The sequence below is a fragment of the Lysobacter capsici genome (assembly GCF_018732085.1).
Classification (GTDB): Bacteria; Pseudomonadota; Gammaproteobacteria; order Xanthomonadales; family Xanthomonadaceae; genus Lysobacter; species Lysobacter capsici_A.
Genome location: NZ_CP076103.1, coordinates 4,939,093 through 4,957,497, shown reverse-complemented (window position 1 = coordinate 4,957,497; position 18,405 = coordinate 4,939,093). Strand labels below are relative to the sequence as shown.

At 66.1% G+C, this 18,405-nt stretch carries 18 protein-coding genes and 2 pseudogenes; 10 read left to right on the top strand and 10 right to left on the bottom strand.

What is annotated here, in order from left to right; translation table 11 throughout:
* Window positions 1-122 precede the first annotated feature (122 nt).
* From KME82_RS20650 to KME82_RS20630, 5 genes are read left to right on the top strand one after another with little or no spacing between them, the layout of a single operon-like run.
* The gene (locus KME82_RS20650; RefSeq protein ID WP_430538747.1) at window positions 123-1,325 is read left to right on the top strand and encodes a glycosyltransferase family 2 protein; all 1,203 of its coding nucleotides are present in this window, start codon (window positions 123-125) and stop codon (window positions 1,323-1,325) included.
* Entirely contained in the window at window positions 1,318-1,680 is a 363-nt protein-coding gene (locus KME82_RS20645) for an EamA family transporter (RefSeq protein ID WP_215495671.1), read from the top strand. Before KME82_RS20650 ends, KME82_RS20645 begins: the two co-directional genes overlap by 8 nt.
* Before the next feature lie 18 nt (window positions 1,681-1,698).
* Entirely contained in the window at window positions 1,699-2,562 is an 864-nt protein-coding gene (locus KME82_RS20640; protein WP_252255853.1) for a class I SAM-dependent methyltransferase, read from the top strand.
* A gap of 36 nt (window positions 2,563-2,598) precedes the next feature.
* A complete protein-coding gene (locus KME82_RS20635) occupies window positions 2,599-3,456 on the top strand; it encodes a GNAT family N-acetyltransferase (protein WP_215495669.1) in 858 nt (285 codons plus the stop codon).
* 25 nt (window positions 3,457-3,481) lie between these two features.
* On the top strand, window positions 3,482-4,216 hold the full coding sequence (locus KME82_RS20630) for a PIG-L deacetylase family protein (RefSeq protein ID WP_252255852.1): 735 nt from the start codon (window positions 3,482-3,484) through the stop codon (window positions 4,214-4,216).
* A 113-nt stretch (window positions 4,217-4,329) separates the two neighbouring features.
* On the opposite strand, the gene KME82_RS20625 is transcribed toward KME82_RS20630, so the two are convergent.
* Both KME82_RS20625 and KME82_RS20620 read right to left on the bottom strand, forming a co-directional pair.
* Window positions 4,330-5,271 (bottom strand): electron transfer flavoprotein subunit alpha/FixB family protein, encoded by a 942-nt coding sequence (locus KME82_RS20625; protein WP_215495667.1) that lies wholly within the window; start codon window positions 5,269-5,271, stop codon window positions 4,330-4,332.
* The gene (locus KME82_RS20620; protein WP_056105948.1) at window positions 5,271-6,017 is read right to left on the bottom strand and encodes an electron transfer flavoprotein subunit beta/FixA family protein; all 747 of its coding nucleotides are present in this window, start codon (window positions 6,015-6,017) and stop codon (window positions 5,271-5,273) included. The genes KME82_RS20625 and KME82_RS20620 overlap by 1 nt, the downstream gene beginning before the upstream one ends.
* 437 nt (window positions 6,018-6,454) lie before the next feature.
* Between KME82_RS20620 and KME82_RS20615 the strand changes: the two genes are divergently transcribed.
* Entirely contained in the window at window positions 6,455-7,051 is a 597-nt protein-coding gene (locus KME82_RS20615) for a hypothetical protein (protein WP_215495666.1), read from the top strand.
* 35 nt (window positions 7,052-7,086) lie between these two features.
* Here KME82_RS20615 and KME82_RS20610 read toward each other — a convergent pair whose 3' ends face one another.
* On the bottom strand, window positions 7,087-7,914 hold the full coding sequence (locus KME82_RS20610) for a D-hexose-6-phosphate mutarotase (protein ID WP_215495665.1): 828 nt from the start codon (window positions 7,912-7,914) through the stop codon (window positions 7,087-7,089).
* A gap of 150 nt (window positions 7,915-8,064) precedes the next feature.
* Here KME82_RS20610 and KME82_RS20605 point away from each other — a divergent pair, with 150 nt between their 5' ends.
* The gene (locus tag KME82_RS20605) at window positions 8,065-9,477 is read left to right on the top strand and encodes a mannose-1-phosphate guanylyltransferase/mannose-6-phosphate isomerase (protein ID WP_215495664.1); all 1,413 of its coding nucleotides are present in this window, start codon (window positions 8,065-8,067) and stop codon (window positions 9,475-9,477) included.
* A gap of 393 nt (window positions 9,478-9,870) precedes the next feature.
* On the opposite strand, the gene KME82_RS20600 is transcribed toward KME82_RS20605, so the two are convergent.
* Window positions 9,871-10,782 carry an ATP-grasp domain-containing protein gene (locus KME82_RS20600; RefSeq protein ID WP_215495663.1) on the bottom strand — a complete coding sequence of 304 codons (912 nt, stop codon included), beginning with the start codon at window positions 10,780-10,782 and terminating at the stop codon, window positions 9,871-9,873.
* Window positions 10,733-11,311 carry a hypothetical protein gene (locus tag KME82_RS20595; protein WP_215495662.1) on the bottom strand — a complete coding sequence of 193 codons (579 nt, stop codon included), beginning with the start codon at window positions 11,309-11,311 and terminating at the stop codon, window positions 10,733-10,735. The genes KME82_RS20600 and KME82_RS20595 overlap by 50 nt, the downstream gene beginning before the upstream one ends.
* A 117-nt stretch (window positions 11,312-11,428) precedes the next feature.
* Here KME82_RS20595 and KME82_RS20590 point away from each other — a divergent pair, with 117 nt between their 5' ends.
* Both KME82_RS20590 and KME82_RS20585 read left to right on the top strand, forming a co-directional pair.
* Window positions 11,429-12,166 carry a CoA transferase subunit A gene (locus tag KME82_RS20590; RefSeq protein ID WP_215495661.1) on the top strand — a complete coding sequence of 246 codons (738 nt, stop codon included), beginning with the start codon at window positions 11,429-11,431 and terminating at the stop codon, window positions 12,164-12,166.
* A gap of 183 nt (window positions 12,167-12,349) precedes the next feature.
* Complete coding sequence (locus KME82_RS20585) at window positions 12,350-12,982, top strand: CoA transferase subunit B (protein ID WP_215495660.1); 633 nt, start codon at window positions 12,350-12,352, stop codon at window positions 12,980-12,982.
* Between the two features lie 188 nt (window positions 12,983-13,170).
* Here KME82_RS20585 and KME82_RS20580 read toward each other — a convergent pair.
* Together KME82_RS20580 and KME82_RS20575 are read right to left on the bottom strand one after the other, a co-directional pair.
* Window positions 13,171-14,583, bottom strand: a pseudogene (locus tag KME82_RS20580) (electron transfer flavoprotein-ubiquinone oxidoreductase); the annotation flags it as partial.
* Window positions 14,584-14,698: 115 nt separating this feature from the next.
* Window positions 14,699-14,938, bottom strand: a pseudogene (locus KME82_RS20575) (NAD(P)/FAD-dependent oxidoreductase); the annotation flags it as partial.
* Between the two features lie 240 nt (window positions 14,939-15,178).
* Between KME82_RS20575 and KME82_RS20570 the strand changes: the two are divergent.
* Window positions 15,179-15,769 (top strand): alpha-ketoglutarate-dependent dioxygenase AlkB family protein, encoded by a 591-nt coding sequence (locus KME82_RS20570; protein WP_215495658.1) that lies wholly within the window; start codon window positions 15,179-15,181, stop codon window positions 15,767-15,769.
* 18 nt (window positions 15,770-15,787) lie between these two features.
* Here the strand turns inward: KME82_RS20570 and KME82_RS27225 are convergent, their stop codons facing one another.
* The 3 genes from KME82_RS27225 to KME82_RS20560 form a co-directional block, all read right to left on the bottom strand.
* Entirely contained in the window at window positions 15,788-16,105 is a 318-nt protein-coding gene (locus tag KME82_RS27225) for a DUF6053 domain-containing protein (protein ID WP_430538859.1), read from the bottom strand.
* A 150-nt stretch (window positions 16,106-16,255) separates the two neighbouring features.
* On the bottom strand, window positions 16,256-17,443 hold the full coding sequence (locus tag KME82_RS20565) for a glycoside hydrolase family 16 protein (protein WP_215495657.1): 1,188 nt from the start codon (window positions 17,441-17,443) through the stop codon (window positions 16,256-16,258).
* Window positions 17,444-17,638: 195 nt separating this feature from the next.
* Window positions 17,639-18,346: an ABC-type transport auxiliary lipoprotein family protein gene (locus KME82_RS20560; protein WP_215495656.1), complete on the bottom strand. Its 708-nt coding sequence runs from the start codon at window positions 18,344-18,346 to the stop codon at window positions 17,639-17,641.
* Between the last annotated feature and the right edge of the window lie 59 nt (window positions 18,347-18,405).

Here is an 18,405-nt window from a genome sequence, read left to right as displayed (position 1 = left end):
TTGGGTCTTACGGGGGCTGGCGGCGTCGGATCGACGGGCTCGGTGCCCGGGTCGGTCGCCTTGCAGCGGTTGTCAGTCGGCAGCGTTTCGTCCACGCTCCGCCGGGATTGCGTCGATCCTGGATGAGCGGTGAGCCTGTCAGCGCGGCGCCGGTCGTCCTGGGGCGGCAGGGGCCTGCGCGGCTCCCGTTTTCCGCATTGCCGGCGCCGCCGTCGGGTGTCGCCGGGAGGTTCAAAGTCCTTGCGAGCGCATGCAGGTCGCGGCCAAGGAGTGTCTTGCTATTTTCAGATAGGTCCGCGATGACGCACGAAAATCTCTCCGCTCCCGCATGGACCACCGGTATCGCCGTGGTCATACCGAGCTACAAAGTGACCCGCCATATCATGGGCGTCCTGGCCGCCATCGGCCCGGAAGTGGATGCGGTGTACTGCGTCGACGACGCATGTCCGGACGGCAGCGGCGATTTCATCGAAAGCAACGTCGTCGATCCGCGTGTCCGCGTGCTGCGCAACCCGCAGAACCAGGGCGTGGGCGGCGCGATGATCACCGGCTATCGCCAGGCCGTCGCCGATGGCGCGCTGGTGATCGTCAAGATCGACGGCGACGGCCAGATGGATCCGACCCTGCTGCCGGCGTTCGTGGCTCCGATCCTCGAGGGCGAGGCCGACTACGCCAAGGGCAACCGCTTCTGGGATCTGAGTCAGATCCGGCAGATGCCCGCGCTGCGCCGCATCGGCAACCTCGGGCTGAGCTTCATGGCCAAGGCCTCGACGGGCTATTGGGACATTTTCGATCCGACCAACGGCTATACCGCGATCCATGCGCGAGTCGCGGCGAATCTGCCGTTCGACAGTATCAGTCGTCGTTATTTCTTCGAGACCGACATGCTGTTCCGGCTCAACACCATCCGTGCGGTGGTGATCGATGTTCCGATGGATGCGCGCTACGGCGACGAGACCAGCGGGCTGAAAGCCTCGAAGATCTTCTTCGAGTTCTTGTTCAAGCACGTGCGCAATCTCGGCAAGCGCATCGTCTACAACTATTTCCTGCGCGATCTTTCGCTCGCTTCGCTGGAGTTGTTGGCGGCGGTCGGATTGCTGGTGTTCGGCGTGTGTTTCGGAGGCTGGCACTGGTTGCAGTCGATTCGCTTCTCCACCGGCGCGCCGCTGGGGACGGTGATGATCGCGACCGTTTCGGTGGTGTCGGGGTTGCAGTTTCTGCTGGCCTTCCTTGGCTACGACATCGCATCCATTCCGCGACGGCCGCTCGCCCGGGTGCTGGCCAAACATCGCACCTTGATCAATCGGACTTCCAACCATGAATGACCACGCCGGCCTCAATGTCACGACCATCGCGATGATCGTGGGCACGATCGCGATGCTCGCCGCTGGGCAAGTGCTGTTCAAGTACGCGGCGGGTTCGCTGGATTTCGCCAACCTGCGCAGCTTGATTTCCTTGCCGCTGTTCGCCGCCCTGTGCGTTTACGCGCTGGCGACCTTGGCCTGGCTGGCCGTGCTGGCGCGCGTGCCCTTGTCGGAAGCATTTCCTTTCTACGGGCTGGGCTTCCTGCTCGTGCCGATGCTGTCGGTGCTGATCCTCGGCGAGAAGTTTCGCTACTCGACACTGGTCGGTGGCAGCATCATCATTGTCGGCATCATCGTCAGCACCAGGGATTGGTAAATGAGCGCAGTCTTGCCGGTGTGCGATTCTTGTGGCGGCGCAAAGCGCAGGGGGCTTACGCCCTGGCACGCGACCTGCCTGGCGTGCGGTCTGGAAACGGCGACTTTCAGCGTCCACATCGATCAGCGCGATGGGCCCGACATCGACGAGGACGAGCGCGAACTGGCCTTGCGGCCGATTCGCGAAGCGAACTTCGCCTCCTTGCTGACGTGGCTGCTGGGCCGGCCCGATCTGCCCGCGGGTGGCGCGACGAAGCCGCGGCTGCTGGACGTGGGCTGCGCGCACGGCTGGTTCCTGGAGCGCGCAGCGGAACATTTCGAAGTGTTCGGCATCGAGCCCGACCCGGAGGTCGCGCGACGCACCATGGCGCGCGGCCTGCCGGTGAGGCGCGGGTACTTTCCGGATGCGCTCGCGGACGACGAGGTTTTCGACGTGATCGTATTCAACGATGTCCTGGAGCACATACCCGATGTGGTCGAGGTCCTGCGTAAGTGCCACGAGCGCCTGCGGCCCGGCGGGATTATCGTGGTGAACGCGCCCGATCGCCGAGGTGCGCTGTATCGGCTTGCCAGCGTACTGGTGCGATTCGGTATGAGCGGTCCGTTCGATCGCTTGTGGCAGAAAGGTCTGCCGTCGCCGCATTTGTATTATTTCGATTCGCGTTCGTTGCTGGTCGCCGCGCGCAACGCGGGGCTGGACATGACCGCCAGTCGGCGCTTGCCGACCTTGCTCGCGCGCGGTCTGTACTCGCGGATTCGTTGTTCCGGCGAAGTCTCCAGGATCAAGGCCTTGTTCTTGAGCATGGGCATTTTGCCGTTGGTGCCCGCGCTGAAGATATTGCCTGCCGACATCACGGTCTGGATCCTCGCTCGAAAAGGATAAGGGCCGGATCGGTTTTTCTTTGTCAGGAGTCCACCTGTGGAAATTCGCGCAGTAAGCACCGACGCCGCCGCGCTGGCGAGCTACGAGCAGCTGTTCCAGCATTGTTTCCCGGGCGCGTCGCATTTGAACGCGACTTACCTGGACTGGCTGTATGCGCGCAACCCCGCCGGACAGGTGATCGGCTGCGATGCGTGGGAAGGCGACACGCTCGCCGCTCACTATGTTTGCGTGCCGGTGCAGGCGGTGGTCGCCGGCCGGCCGCTGCGGGTCATGCTCTCGCTCAATACGGCGACTCATCCGGATTTCCAGGGCAAGGGCTTGTTCACCCGTTTGGCCGACGCGACGTATCAGGCCGGCGCGGCGGCCGGCGTCGGCGCGGTGTACGGCGTCGCCAATGCCAATTCGACACCGGGTTTCATCCGCAAGCTCGGCTTCACCTTGGTTCGGCCGCTCGACGCGCAGATCGGTTTGGGTCGTATCGACGATCGCGATGCGCAAGCGGCGCGCGAGCAGGCCGAATTCCGACGAGACTGGTCGCAAGCCGCATTGGCGTGGCGAGTCGCCAATCCGCAGCGATCTTACGCGCTGGTTCGTGCCGCCGACGGCGTGGTTGGCGCGCAGGCGAGCACCGGCAAGCCGGGTTTGCGCGCGTGGGACGAAGTGCCGCTGCCGTCGGGCATGAGCGCGCCGTCCGCCTCGCCGTCGTTCGGGATGCATCTGCATCTGGGCTTGCGTCCACGCGGGGGCGATCGAAAAAGCGCCATGTGGTTCGACATCCCGCAACGTTTCCGACCCAGTCCGCTCAATATGATTTTCCGTCCGCTTGGCGAAGGCGTGCTTGTGCCGTCGGCCGATTCGGTGCGGCTCGGACAGCTCGATTTCGATGCGTTCTGATCACCTCTCATCGAAGCCGTTGCTGGTGGTGTTCGCGCACCCGGACGACGAGTTCGCGGTGTTTCCCTGGCTGACGCGCGCGGTCGCGGCCGGCCGTCGGGTCGAAACGGTGTGGTTGACCGATGGCGGCTGGGGCGGCCAGGACACGGCACGCCGGCGCGGCGAGAGCATCGCCGTGTTGACCGGGTTGGGCCTGGACCCGGCGGACATGCATTTCCTCGGTGAGGAGTGGTCGGTTCCCGACGGTGGTCTTCACCTCCGGCTGGGCGACGTAGTGCCGCGCCTGCTCGAGCGTCTGGGCGCAGCGGACGCCGCTGGCGAGGTGTTGATGCCGGCTTGGGAGGGAGGGCATCACGATCACGATGCCAGCCATCTGGCCGGGATCCACCTGGCTCGCGCGCGTGGCGCGCAGATGAGCCAGTACTCGCTGTACCACGGCCAGGGCCTGACCGGCCCGTGGTTCAAGGTATTGTCGCCGCTGCCCGCCAACGGTGCGGTCGAGGCGCTGCCGACCACATTGGCCGAGCGTTTGCGTTGCGCGGCGCTATGCCTGCGCTATCGCTCGCAATGGAAGAGTTTCGTAGGGCTGTTGCCGTTCTATCTGTGGCGGATGCGTCGCGCGGACGCATTCTGGCGGCAGTCGGTCGAGCCGCGGCGAACCGCGCAGCGACCGCATCCCGATCCGATGCTGTACGAGCGTCGTGGCGGTCCGCAGTGGAGCGAATTCGCGGCGGCGACGGCGCCCTATCGTCACGTTTGAAGTTGCTGGATGGCGCTTGTGCGCGCCATGCCGCTCGGTTGCCGAAGCCGACCTGCGGTATCCGGCCGATGCGAGGCTTGCCTGCATCGACCGGATTCCGGTGAGCGGCGTGGTTATGCCAACGCCGCTTCCAACTCCGGCAGCAACTTGAACAAATCCCCCACCAGGCCGATATCGGCGATCTCGAAGATCGGCGCTTCGCCGTCCTTGTTGATCGCGACGATCGTGCCGGCGTCCTTGATGCCGGTCAGATGCTGGATCGCGCCGCTGATGCCGACGGCGACGTACAGCTCCGGGGCGATGATCTTGCCGGTCTGGCCGACCTGCAGTTCGTTCGGGACGTAGCCGGCGTCGACCGCGGCGCGCGAGGCGCCCACGGCGGCGCCGAGCTTGTCGGCGAAGTCGTAGATGATCTTGAAGTTCTCGGCCGAACCCACGCCGCGGCCGCCGGAGACCACGCGCTTGGCGCTCTGCAGGTCGGGACGGTCGGACTTGCCGGCGGCCAGGCCGACGTAGCGGGTGTGGGTCGGCAGGGTCGCTTCGACCGAAGTCGCTTCGACCGTCGCGCTGCCGCCCTTCGCCGCTTCCGGCCACGACGCCGCGCGCACGGTGGCGACGACGGTGTGGTCGCTCGGCGCTTCGACGGTGACGATGGCGTTGCCGGCGTAGATCGGGCGCTTGAAGGTGTGGCTGCCTTCGACCGCCATCACGTCGGAGACCTGGGCCACGCCCAGCAGGGCCGCGACGCAGGGCATCAGGTCCTTGCCGAAGGTGGTCGAGGGGCCGAACACATGGCTGTAGCCCTGGGCCAGCGCGGCGATCTGCGGCGCGAGCACCTGCGCGATCGGCTGGGCGTTGGCGGCGTTGGTCACGCTCAGCACCTTGGCGACGCCGGCGATCTGCGCGGCATCGGCGGCGACGGCGGCCGGGTCGGCGGCCAGCACCACGATGTCGATCGATTCGGGCTTGAGCGCCTGCGCGGCGGACACGCACTTGGCGGTGGCGGCATTGAGCTTGCCGTCCAGATGTTCGGCGACGATCAGAACCTTGCTCATCACAGCAACCCCTTCTGCTTCAGTGCGGCGACCAGTTCGGCCGCGTCCTTGACCATCACGCCCTTGCTGCGCTTCGGCGGCGGTGCGTAATGGGTGGTCTTGAGCGTGTCGCCGGTGTCCACGCCGAGGTCGGCGAACTGGATCGTCTCCAGCGGCTTGCTCTTGGCCTTCATGATGTCGGGCAGCTTGATGAAGCGCGGCTCGTTGAGGCGCAGGTCGGTGGTGACCACCGCCGGCAGGTCGACTTCCAGCGTTTCCAGGCCGGCGTCGACTTCGCGCGTGACCGTGGCCTTGCCGTCGGCGACTTCCAGCTTGGAAGCGAACGTCGCCTGCGGGCGGCCCCACAGGGTGGCGAGCATCTGGCCGGTCTGGCTGGCGTCGTCGTCGATCGCCTGCTTGCCCAGGATCACGATGTCGGGCTGTTCCTTTTCGATCAGCTTGAGCAGCGCGCGCGCGGCGGTCAGCGACTGGATCGGCTGGTCGCAGACGATATGCACGGCGCGGTTGGCGCCCATCGCCAGGCCGTTGCGCAGATGCGGCTGAGCGTCGGCGGGGGCGATCGTGGCGACCACGACCTCGGTGGCGATGCCCTTGTCGCGCAGGCGCAGGGCCTCTTCCAGGGCGATTTCGTCGAACGGATTGGCCGACAGCTTGACGCCGTCGGTGACCACGCCGGAGCCATCCGGCTTGACCTGAATGCGGACGTTGTAGTCCACCACGCGCTTGTAGCCGACGAGGATCTTCATCGTGCGGGGATTCCTTGTGGGGGTGTCCGGCCGGGAGCGGCCAAGAGCCGCCAATTCTAACGGAGACGGCCGGCGGGCGCAGGTTGCCGGGTCGCCGGCCGGGCGCGGTGTCGGCGGGCGGGGGACTGCGCGCTGCGCGGGCCGATGGCCGCCGCGGCGGGCGCACTGCGTGTTGTGGAGGGGCGGGCGCGGCACGCATCCGGCGGCTTCGGGGTCGGACGGCTGGACGGCGAGTCGCTGAACGCCGCATTCAGGATAAATCGCGACTGCGTTCACGGCTTGGGCATGGCTTGGGCCGAGGCATGCCATCGACGTCACCTCGGGCGCTGATATGGTGTCGCCGCGGCGCAATGGATCCGCCGCTACGCACGCAACGTGATCAAACCGATGATGGTCGAACCGATTCAGGCTTGGATGGCGATGGAGAGGCTGCGCGCATGAAATATCTCAAGGCATTGTTGGCCACGTTCGCATTCGTGCTCGTGCTGCTGGGGGTGTATGCCCTGCATGTGCGCTACGGCAAGGTCAACGTGGTGTTGTACAGCGCGATCCTGGATGCCGGCATCGCCGCGGCCGTGGTCGGGATCGGGGTGTTCCTGCTCAAGGCCTTTCGCGACTTCAACCGCTTCGAGAAAGTGCAGTTGATCTGCATGTGGATGCTCGGCGGCTACGCCTTCGCGATCTCGGTTCCGACCGTGATCGACCGTTCGCTGTCGTTCTATATCCTGGAAAAGATCCAGCAACGCGGCGGCGGCATCCATGCCGATCATCTGCACGACGTGCTGGCCAAGGAATACATGATCGAACACCGACTGGTCGACGTGCGCCTGACCGAGCAACTGCAGTCGGGCACGATCGTGATCGACGAACGCTGCGTGCGCCTGACCGGGCGCGGCCACAACCTGGCCCGTTTCAGCCGGTTTTTCCGCGGCAATCTGCTGCCCAAGCAGCGCCTGCTGATGGGCGAGTATTCCGACGATCTGACCGATCCGTTCCGCAACAGCGTCAGCGAAGTGAACTACCGCTGCGGTTGACAGCCAGATACGCGCGAACCGCAAGGCGCGGCTCGTCAGCGCAGCGTCTCTCCGACGATCAGGTGTTGCGCGCCGGTCCAGCCGGTGCCCGGTTCCAGGCGGACCGGTTCGAGAATCCGCGCCGCTTCCACGCAGACGAAATGGCGGTGTTCGCCCGGGCCCAGGTCGGCCAGGCCGGCGGCCAGTTCGGCGCCGGGATTCCACACCACGGTATCGGCGAAACCCTCGCTTTCCACGCGCAGCATCTGCTCACCGTCGGTCACCCGCAGGACTCGGCGTGTACCGGGATAAATGCGATCGACCTCGCCCTCGAAGCGCACCGGCGCATCGGTCGCTTCGACGTGCTTGCCGTCGCGCGCGGAATCGAAGTACGGACGATCCTCCAGCCCATGCACCAAGGTGCCGGCGATGTCGGCCACGCGCAGGTAGGTGTGCAGCGCGGCGGTGAATTCGAACGCGGCGTCATCGAGATTGCGCACGGTGAGGGCGATGCGCAGCCGGTTGTCGCTCGGCTCCAGGGCCAGTTCGGCTTCGAAGCGGTGCGGCCAATGCAGGCGGGTGTGTTCGTTATCGCGCAGGCGGAAGGCCAGGCGCGGCGCGCTCGAGCCCAGGCCATCCAGCGGTTCCCAGGCCGAGATGCGGGCGAACCCGTGGCGCGGTCCGCCGCCGCGTTCGCCGAACTGCGGAAAGACCACCGGAACGCCGCCGCGGATCGCCTTGCCTTCGCCGAAGCTGGCGCGCGGACTCAGGTACAGGCGCTCGCGGCCCTGACAGCGCCAGGACAGAGCGTGGGCGCCGAAAGGACTGGCTTCGATCCGGTCGTCGTCGCCGACGTTCAGCTGCAGCGGTGGGGCGAGGGTCATGGCTTCCGTCCTTGGAGGGCGTGCGGGGCGCCGGGTGGGCGTATTTTATCGGTCTCGCGGCGGATAACGCCGGTTAAGTGCCGTGAAGCTGGCCGCACGGGCCTTCGGCTATCCTTGCGTCCCTTTTCCGTTCCGATATCTGGAGCCAGGATGCTTCATCCCGTCGTTCTCAGTGGCGGCAGTGGTTCACGCTTGTGGCCGCTCTCGCGTCAGAATCAGCCCAAGCAGTTCCTTTCGCTGATCGGCGACCACTCGCTGTTCCAGGAAACCATTCTGCGCGCCAGCGCGCTACCCGATACCGGGGCGCCGGTCACGGTCTGCGCCGACGACCACCGTTTCATGGTCGGCGAGCAGTTGCAGGCCATCGGCGTGGCCAACGGCGCGATTCTGCTCGAACCGGTCGCGCGCAACACCGCGCCGGCGATCGCGCTGGCGGCGTTGCATCTGGTCGCGAGCGAACCCGACGCGACCATGCTGGTGCTGCCGGCCGACCATCTGATCGAAGACGTCGAAGCCTTCCGCGACGCGGTCGCGCGCGCGGCGGTGCTGGCCGATCAGGATTGGCTGGTGACCTTCGGCATCCATCCGGACTATCCGGAAACCGGCTATGGCTACATCGACCGCGGCGCCGCCCTGGGCGACGGCGGCTACAAGGTCGGCCGCTTCGTCGAGAAGCCCGATCTGGCCACCGCGGAAGGTTACCTTGCCGCCGGCACCTACGCCTGGAACTCGGGCATGTTCCTGTTCAAGGCCCAGCGTTACCTCGACGAACTGGGGCAACTGGCGCCGAAGATCCTCGAATCCGCGCGCGCCGCGTATGCGCAGGCCAGCACCGACCTGGACTTCATCCGTCTGGGCAAGGACGCCTTCGCCGCCAGCCCGAACGATTCGATCGACTATGCGGTGATGGAGAAAACCGATCGCGCCGCGGTGGTGCCGGTCAGCTGCGGATGGAGCGATATCGGCTCGTGGTCGTCGCTGTGGGCGGTGGCCGAGCGCGACGACGACGACAACCGCTACGAAGGCGACGTGATCTCGGTCGACACCCGCGGCAGCCTGGTGCGCGCGTCCGATCGGCGCATGATCGCGACGATCGGCGTGGAGGATCTGGTGATCATCGACACGCCCGATGCGACCCTGGTCGCACGCAAGGATCGCGTGCAGGACGTCAAGATGATCGTCGACAAGCTCAAGCAGGCCGGCCGTCAGGAGCATCTGTTCCACCGCAAGGTCTATCGGCCGTGGGGCAATTACGATTCGATCGACATGGGCGATCGTTTCCAGGTCAAGCGCATCGTGGTCAAGCCCGGTGGCGTGCTGAGCCTGCAAAAGCACCACAAGCGCGCCGAGCACTGGATCGTGGTGTCCGGCGTGGCCGAGGTGACCTGCGACGACAAGGTGTTCGATCTGCACGAAAACCAGAGCACCTATATCCCGCTGGGCAGCGTGCATCGGCTGCGCAACAACGGCAGCGAACCGGTCGAGTTGATCGAAGTGCAGTCGGGCAGTTACCTGGGCGAGGACGATATCGTTCGGCTGGAAGATGTGTACGGGCGTTCGTAAGTTGTTCGTGTCGTGATGCGCGCGACAATCAAAAAGACCGGCCATGGGCCGGTTTTTTTTTGTGCCGTCGTCGCTGCGGATCGAAAGGCGTCGGGGCTCAAGCCCCTCCCACAAAAGACTTCGTGGGATCGCAGCTGAGACTGTTGCTGTAACAGACCTCGTGGCATCGCAGGTGAAGTTCTTGATGCAACGGACTTTGTGGCACCGGAGCGGAGTTCTTGCCGCAACGGACTCCATGGGGTGAGCGTCGAAGCTCTTGCTGCGACCTGCTTCATGGCAGCGCAACCGACGTATGGCCAAAACAAGCTTCGCGATCGCGAGGTCTTTTGTGGGAGGGGCTTGAGCCCCGACGCTGTTCGATCCGAAGCCCACGCCGCCCCATGCGCGCGCGACTCAATCCGAAGCGTCAACCGCCAACAGTTCCACCAACACCTGCGCAAACCGATCCGCACTGCCCGGCGCATGCTCGAAAAACAGCGAAGGCTCGCACAACTCCAGCTCCAGCAATTGCGGCCGGCCATCGCCATCGCGGATCAGATCCACCCGCGCATACGGCAACGGTTCTTCCAGATCCAGCCGCGCGGTCATCGCGGTCAACGCATGCAGGGCGACGGTGCGTTCGTCGTCGCCGGCTTCGCGCGGGTTGATGCGCTCGATCGCGCGCAGGTTCAACGCATCCTCGCGCTGCAGCATCGCGCCCTTGCGGATCGCATGGCTGAACACGCCGTTGAAATGGATCAGCGCGGTTTCGCCGTCGCGATCGACCGAGGCCAGGTACGGCTGCAGCATCGCGCTGCGGCCTTCGTCGAGCAGGCGCGCGATGTGGTTGGCGGCGGCGAACTCCTGCACCCGCGCGTAACGCAGGGTGTCGCGCGAACCCGCGCTCACCGCCGGCTTGACCACGAACTCCTCGGCCTGCGGATAGGCGAGCAGGAACTCCTGCAGCGCCGGCATCGCGTCCATGTCCGGTTCGACGAAGGCGGTCGGCACCACCGGCACGCCGCGCGCGGCCAGGTCGGCCAGGTAATGTTTGTCGGTATTCCAGCGCAATACCGGCCAGGGGTTGAGCAGGCGGCTGGCGGCGTCGACGCGTTCGCACCAGGCCAGGAATTCGTCGAGGCGCTCGGTGTAGTCCCAGGGCGAGCGCAGCAATACGGCGTCGTATCGCGTCCAGGCCACGCTGGGGTCGTCCCAGGCGCGGATTTCGGCGCGCAGGCCGTGCGCGGTGCAGGCGGCGAGCAGCGGCGACAGGTCGTCATCCTGTCCGGCGGCGGCGATGGCGGTGACCAGGGCGATTGAACTCATGGTGACAGTCTAGCGTCGGCACACAATCAAGGCATTGTCGCGGTATTGCCCGAAAGTCCGCTACGTCCCGGGCCGGCCGCAGGCTAAACTGCGCGCATCCCGAAAAGGAGTTGTCCCATGGCCCAGGCCATCGCCGCGACGCCCACCGGCGCCGCGAAGAGCAAGCTGTACCCCAGTGCGAAAGACGCGTTGCAAGGCGTGAGGCGGTCGGCACCACCGGCACGCCGCGCGCGGCCAGGTCGGCCAGGTAATGTTTGTCGGTATTCCAGCGCAATACCGGCCAGGGGTTGAGCAGGCGGCTGGCGGCGTCGACGCGTTCGCACCAGGCCAGGAATTCGTCGAGGCGCTCGGTGTAGTCCCAGGGCGAGCGCAGCAATACGGCGTCGTATCGCGTCCAGGCCACGCTGGGGTCGTCCCAGGCGCGGATTTCGGCGCGCAGGCCGTGCGCGGTGCAGGCGGCGAGCAGCGGCGACAGGTCGTCATCCTGTCCGGCGGCGGCGATGGCGGTGACCAGGGCGATTGAACTCATGGTGACAGTCTAGCGTCGGCACACAATCAAGGCATTGTCGCGGTATTGCCCGAAAGTCCGCTACGTCCCGGGCCGGCCGCAGGCTAAACTGCGCGCATCCCGAAAAGGAGTTGTCCCATGGCCCAGGCCATCGCCGCGACGCCCACCGGCGCCGCGAAGAGCAAGCTGTACCCCAGTGCGAAAGACGCGTTGCAAGGCGTGGTGGCGGACGGGCAGACCCTGGCCGTCGGCGGTTTCGGCCTGTGCGGCATTCCCGAGGCCCTGATCGGCGCGCTGCGCGACAGCGGCGTCAAGGGCCTGACGGCGATCTCCAACAACGCCGGCGTCGACGGTTTCGGCCTGGGCCTGCTGCTGGAAACGCGCCAGATCAAGAAAATGATTTCGTCCTACGTGGGCGAGAACAAGGAATTCGAGCGCCAGTTCCTGTCGGGCGAGCTCGAACTCGAGTTCAACCCGCAAGGCACCCTGGCCGAGCGCCTGCGCGCCGGCGGCGCCGGCATCCCGGCGTTCTTCACCCGCACCGGTTACGGCACGGTCGTGGCCGAGGGCAAGGAGACGCGCGAGTTCGACGGCCATCATTACGTGATGGAGACCGCGCTCAAGGCCGACGTGTCGCTGGTCAAGGCGTGGAAGGCCGACACCGCCGGCAACCTGGTGTTCCGCAAGACCGCGCGCAATTTCAATCCGGCCTGCGCGATGGCCGGCAAGACCTGCGTGGTCGAAGTCGAGGAACTGGTCGAGGTCGGCGCGATCGATCCCGATCACGTGCATCTGCCGGGCATCTATGTCGACCGCATCGTGGTCAATGCCACGCCGGAGAAGCGCATCGAGCAGCGGACGGTGCGGGCTGGGTAAGTGGGGCGGGGTGGGGGCTTGATCGTTTTGATCTCTTGCTTGCGGTGGTTGTCGCCGCGCTGAAGTCGAAACGTTCGTTGCTGCGCTCCCCATCGCCTTGCTGAAGTCAGATCCCTCGTTGTTGCCGACTCTCGTTCTCGTGGTTGCCTTGGCGGCCACTTTCAAATCAAAGGAACCACTCTCATGCCTTGGACCCGCGACGAAATGGCGCAACGCGCCGCGCAGGAACTCACCGACGGCGCTTACGTGAACCTCGGTATCGGCCTGCCGACCCTGGTGGCCAATTTCATTCCCGACGGCATCGACGTGTGGCTGCAGTCCGAAAACGGCCTGCTCGGCATCGGTCCGTTCCCGACCGAGGACGAAGTCGACGCTGACCTGATCAACGCCGGCAAGCAGACCGTGACCGCGCGTTCGGGCGCCAGCTACTTCGGCAGCCACGACAGCTTCGCGATGATCCGCGGCGGGCATATCGACCTGGCGATCCTCGGCGCCATGCAGGTCACCGACAAGGGCGACCTGGCCAACTGGATGGTGCCCGGCAAGATGGTCAAGGGCATGGGCGGCGCGATGGACCTGGTCGCCGGGGTCAAGCGCGTGGTCGTGCTGATGGAGCACAGCGCCAAGAACGGCGAACACAAGATCCTGCCCGAATGCACCTTGCCGCTGACCGGCCTGGGCGTGGTCAATCGCATCATCACCGAACTGGCGGTGATGGACGTGACCGAGCAGGGGCTGGTGCTGGTCGAAACCGCGCCGGGCGTCAGCGAGGATGAGCTGCGCGAAAAGACCGGCGTGCCGTTCACGCGCAACTGAGCGAGCGTTCGCCGAGTCCCGAAAAGCCGCCGAAAGGCGGCTTTTCGTTTTTCGCCGGAATACGACCCGAGTTCGCAGGCCACCGAAGCCGGGCCGCATGCGACTGCTTTCGCGCCGCGCAGGTTCAAATGCAGCGAAACAAAAAGGCCGCCTTCCGGGCGGCCTTTTCGCGAACGGGCGGATGCAGCTTACAGATTCTGGTAATTCGGCCCCGCGCCGCCTTCCGGGGTGACCCAGTTGATGATCTCGTACGGGTCCTTGATGTCGCAGGTCTTGCAGTGGACGCAGTTGGCCGAGTTGATCTGCAGGCGCTTGGCGCCTTCTTCCTCGACGATCTCGTACACGCCGGCCGGGCAGAAACGGGTGCAGGGGTTGCCGTATTCCTCGGCGCACTGGGTGATGCAGATGTTGGTGTCGGCGACCTTGAGATGCACCGGCTGGTCTTCGTCGTGCTCGGTCGCGGCGAAGTACACCGAGGCCAGGCGATCGCGCGGCGCCAGGGTGCGGTCGAGGTAATCGCGCTTGGGCTTTTCGGCCTCGCCGAGTTTCTGCAGCGAGGACCAGTCCGGCTTGTTCTTCAAGGTCCACGGCGACAGCCCGCCGGTGACGGTTTCCCAGGCGGCGTTGAGCATGCCGAACCATAGGCCCTTCTTGAACGCGGGCTTGATGTTGCGGACCTTCTTGAGTTCGGCCATCGCGTCCGACGCGCGCAGCTTGGCGTCGAAGCCTTCCGCCGCGAGTTCGGCCGCGACCAGGTGCTCGGCGGCGAGCATGCCGCTGCGGATCGCCTGGTGGGTGCCCTTGACCTTGGGCACGTTGAGCAGGCCGGCGGTGTCGCCGATCAGCAGCGCGCCGGGCATTTCGACCTTGGGCAGCGACTGGTAACCGCCGGTGACGATCGCGCGCGCGCCGGCCGAGACCAGGTTGCCGCCTTCCAGCAGCGGCTTGACCATCGGGTGGTTCTTCCATTGCTGGAAGGCCTCCCACGGCTTGTAGTCCGGGTCGCGGTAATCCAGGCCGCTGACGTAGCCCAGGGCGATGCGGCCCTTGTCCAGGTGATACAGGAAGCTGCCGCCGTAGGTGTGGCTGTCGGCCGGCCAGCCGAAGCTGTGGACGATCTTGCCGGGGCTGACGCGGTCCTCGGGCACCTGCCACAGCTCCTTGATGCCGATCGAATACCCCTGCGGGTCGCTGTCGGCGTCGAGCTTGAAACGCTTGATCAGGCGCTTGGTCAGATGCCCGCGCGCGCCTTCGGCGAACACGGTGACCTTGGCGCGGATGTCGATGCCGGCGGTGAAGCCGTCCTTCGGGGTGCCGTCCTTGGAGATGCCCATGTCGCCGATGCGCACGCCGACGACGCGGCCGTCGGGGTCGTGCAGGGTTTCGGCGGCGGCGAAGCCCGGGTAGATCTCCACGCCCAGCGCCTCGGCCTGCGGCGCCAGCCACGCGCACATCGCGCCGAGGCTGACGATCACGTTGCCGTGGTTGTTCATGCCCGGCGGCACCGGCAGCTTGCGCCCGCCGGTCTTGGTCAGCAGCCAGAACTCGTCGTCGGTGGCCGGCACGCAGATCGGCGGCGGGTTGTCGCGCCAGTTCGGCAACACGCGTGTGGGGGTCGGTGTGTGTGTGTCACCCCACCGGGGGGGGGGGGGGGGGGGGGTGGGGGGGGGGGGGGGGGGGGGGGGGGGGGGGGGTGGGGGGGGGGGCGTGGGACAACAACGCGTCGAGCGGGCCGGTCTCGATCACCGCGCCGGACAGGATGTGGGCGCCGATGGTGCTGGACTTCTCGATCACGCAGACCGAGATCTCCGGATTGAGCTGCTTGAGCCGAATCGCGAACGACAGGCCGGCCGGACCCGCGCCGACGGTGACGACGTCGTATTCCATGACGTCGCGTTCGATCTCGATGGCTGGCGTGTCGGACGGCTGGACCGTATCGATCGGCTGTTCGCTCATGCTGGCGGTACTCGTGCGTGCAATCCGGTCATTGTCGCGGGTTTGCGCGGGCGGCGCCATTTCAAACGCCGGCACGGTGAACGATTGAACTGTTTTAAACGGACCGCGGCCGGTGTTTTGTGCCGGAAGTGGGCCGTCGGCGGCCGGGGTTCGGCCGGATCCCGCGCCGTCGACGGCCCCCGCGGCCGGCGCAGGAATCGGATCGCGGCGCGCGCCGGACGCGTGCTAGCGTCCTCGCCCATGCCCTGGACCCGACTGCCGCTGGAAGACGCCGAGCTGGCCTACGACCCGCATTGGCTGGACCGCGAGGCCGCCGACGCGCTGTATGCGGCCTTGTTGCAGCAGGTGCCGTGGGAGGTGCATCGCATCCGCCTGTTCGGGCGCGAGCACGATTCGCCGCGGCTGAGCAGCTGGATCGGCGACGCGGACGCGCATTACCGCTATTCGGGCGCCGACTTCCAGCCGCATCCGTGGCCGCCGGCGCTGCGCCCGGTGCGGCAGCGGCTGGCCGAGGAACTGGGCGCGGCGTTCAACAGCGTGCTGGCCAATCGCTACCGCGACGGCCGCGATGCGATGGGCTGGCACAGCGACGACGAGCCCGAACTCGGGCGGACGCCGTTGATCGCCTCGTTGAGCCTGGGCGCGACCCGGCGCTTCACCTTCAAGCATCGCCGCCGCGAGGGCCTCAAGGGCGAACTGGCGCTTAGCCACGGCAGTGTGCTGCTGATGTCGGGGCCGACCCAGGCCAATTACCGGCATGCCCTGCCGCGCACGGCCAAGCCGGTGGGGGAGCGGATCAACCTGACGTTTCGGGTGATCGGGCGGCGGTAAAGGGGGCGGTTGCACTTCTTAAGCCGACGCACCCGAATCTTCCAGTCCGTCATTCCCGCGAAGGCGGGAATCCAGGGCTTCACCGAGGAATGACTCTGAAGTCTCTGGATTCCCGCCTTCGCGGGAATGACGAGCTGAGAGCGCACGAGCACTCGGGATTAATAGCCCTCCCACAAAAGATTGCGATGCAACGAAGTCTTTTGTGGGAGGGGCTTCAGCCCCGACGCTGTTCGCTCGGATCGCGCCGAACTCATCGCAGATGCCCGAGTTTTCCAGCTTGATCGGACTTGCGCCGACACCTGTATTTCGCAGTCGGGGTTGAAACCCCTCCCACAAAAGATTGCGATGCAACGAGGTCTTTTGTGGGAGGGCTTCAGCCCCGACGCTGTTCGCTCACGTCGCGTCGAACTCATCGAACTGAATGCACAGGCATCGGGCCTGAAACGTCCCGCAAAACGAACTTCCGCTACTGCCAGCGAATCCGACTCAAGGCCGCTTCCACGCCCGAATGTAATCCACCTGCGTGATCGCCGACTGCGTGCTCGCGGCAGGCGGTTTTCCCGCGTAGACGAAATGATCGACCAGGATCGAGCTGTCGATCTGGCTGACGTTGGCGGTGGTGCGCACCAGTTTGCCGTCGACGTAAAACCGCGTCGCGTCGGGCGCGATGTCGGCGCCGTACACGTGATAACCGGCGCTGGGATCGAAGCCGATGGTGAGGATGTAGCTGTCCAATTGCTCGGCGCCGTTGTTGATGACGTACTGGTTCAAGTACAGCCGGCTCTTGTTGTCGGAGTAGTACTCGAACACATCGGTTTCGTTCCACTGCTGCGCCCCGGGTGCCTGGAAGGTCCAGAACGCGGGCCAGAAACCGGCCGCCGCCGGCAGTTTCATGCGCGCTTCGATGAAGCCGTACCGGAAGTTGTAGCGCTTGTGCGAGGACAACAGGCACGAGGTCCAGTCGTAGCTGCGGCCCGACGGCGAACGCACGCGTTCGCGCTTGGCGGTCAGGGTCAGCACGCCCGCGGCGACCGCGCAGTTCTTGCCCTGATTCCATTCCAGCTGTTGATTGCCGGGGTTGCCGCGGCCGTTGTCGGATTCGGCCGAGGAGGTGTCGGCCCACTTGTTCCAATCCACCGCGGCGCCGTCGAACTCGTCGCCGAAGGTGTAGACCCAGTTGCTGCCCGCGCCGAGCGGCCGCGTCGAGGCCGGGTCGCCGGTCGGCGCGGCGTCGACGCTGAAACTGCGTTCCGGCGCGAGACTGGTCCATTGGCCGTTGAGGTAATACGACAACCAGTACCGGTACTGACCCGGCGGGAACGTGGCGCTGGCGGTGAGTTCGCGCACGCTCGCGTCCACGCGGTAAGCGCTTTGGTGGCCCAGGTCGAAATTGGCGTCGTTGGCATCGCGCACGGCGAAGACGATCTGCTCGTAGGTCGTCGGAGTGGGGCTCGACAGCCGCGCGCCGAACAGCAGCGCGGTATTTGCATCGGGCGCGACGATGTCGCGGCCGATCGCGCGCAGCGGCGTGGCGTCGACGGTTTCGTAGTCGATCGTGCCCGGCGGCGTGGCCTGGGCCAGGCCGATGCAGGCGATCAGTTCGGCGCCCAGTGCGAGGGCGAGCAGGGTGCGTCGCGCCGATGCGCGGCGGCGTTGCGGGAACGGGACGGTCATGCAGCCTCCTTCAGGCGCGCCAAGGGGTTGGGCGCGCAGTCTAGGAGCGCGGCGCGGGGCCGCTTGTGTTGTCGGTCAAGCTAATACAACGCTGTCGCTAACCTGTCATGCAGGTCTTGAAGCGCGCGACGCCGTAGTCGTGGTGTCGACGGGGCAGGGCGCACGGGGATTGTTCATGCGCGCGCCCACATGCACTCAGCGCTTGTGCGTCTTCTCGTGCACGTCGCCCGAGGTCAACGTCCATCCGGCGATCTCGCCGGTGATCGTTTCCAGCGCGCGTCCGAACGCGTTGACCACGTCCGGCACCGCGGTGGTCGCGGCCGGCTGCGCCTGCAGGAAGGTGCGCGAGGCGACGACCTTCTGGTCCGCGTTATGCATCAGCTTGGCATTGATCTCGATCGTCGCCGACGGCAATGCCGCGCCCTGGCCGTAGTCGGATTCGAACCGGCGCAGGTCGAGCACGAGCTTGTAGTCCGCGCCGATGCCGCTGCCCTGGCGCGCGACCGCGGCGATCTTGCCGGAGTCCTCGAGCGTGCGCAGCAGCGAATCCTCGATCATGCTGCTGGGCAGCTTGGCCCAGGCCGCGCCCTTGTACACCTGGATCTCGTTGCCGCTCGGACGCACCGCGATGCGCAGGCTGTCGATCATGCGCGCGGCGTTGGGCGCGCTCAGCGACAACTGCCAGCTCGCGCTCGGCCAGCTCGGGTCGGCCGGCACGCGCGGATCGGGCGCGTACTGCACGGTCGGCGCCTTGGGTTTTTCGCCGAGGATCGACGAGCAGCCGCTCAGCGCCAGCGCGGCCAGCAGGGCGGCGGATAGCCACCCGAAGTTACGTAAGCGAGCGGAATTCTGAGAAGCGAAACCGCCCCCAGCCAAAAGCCCACCATCCAGATTCTGGTTCATATCCATCATGCCGATAACCATGTCGTGGCTATTGCCGTGAGCCGCGCCCACCGATAAGT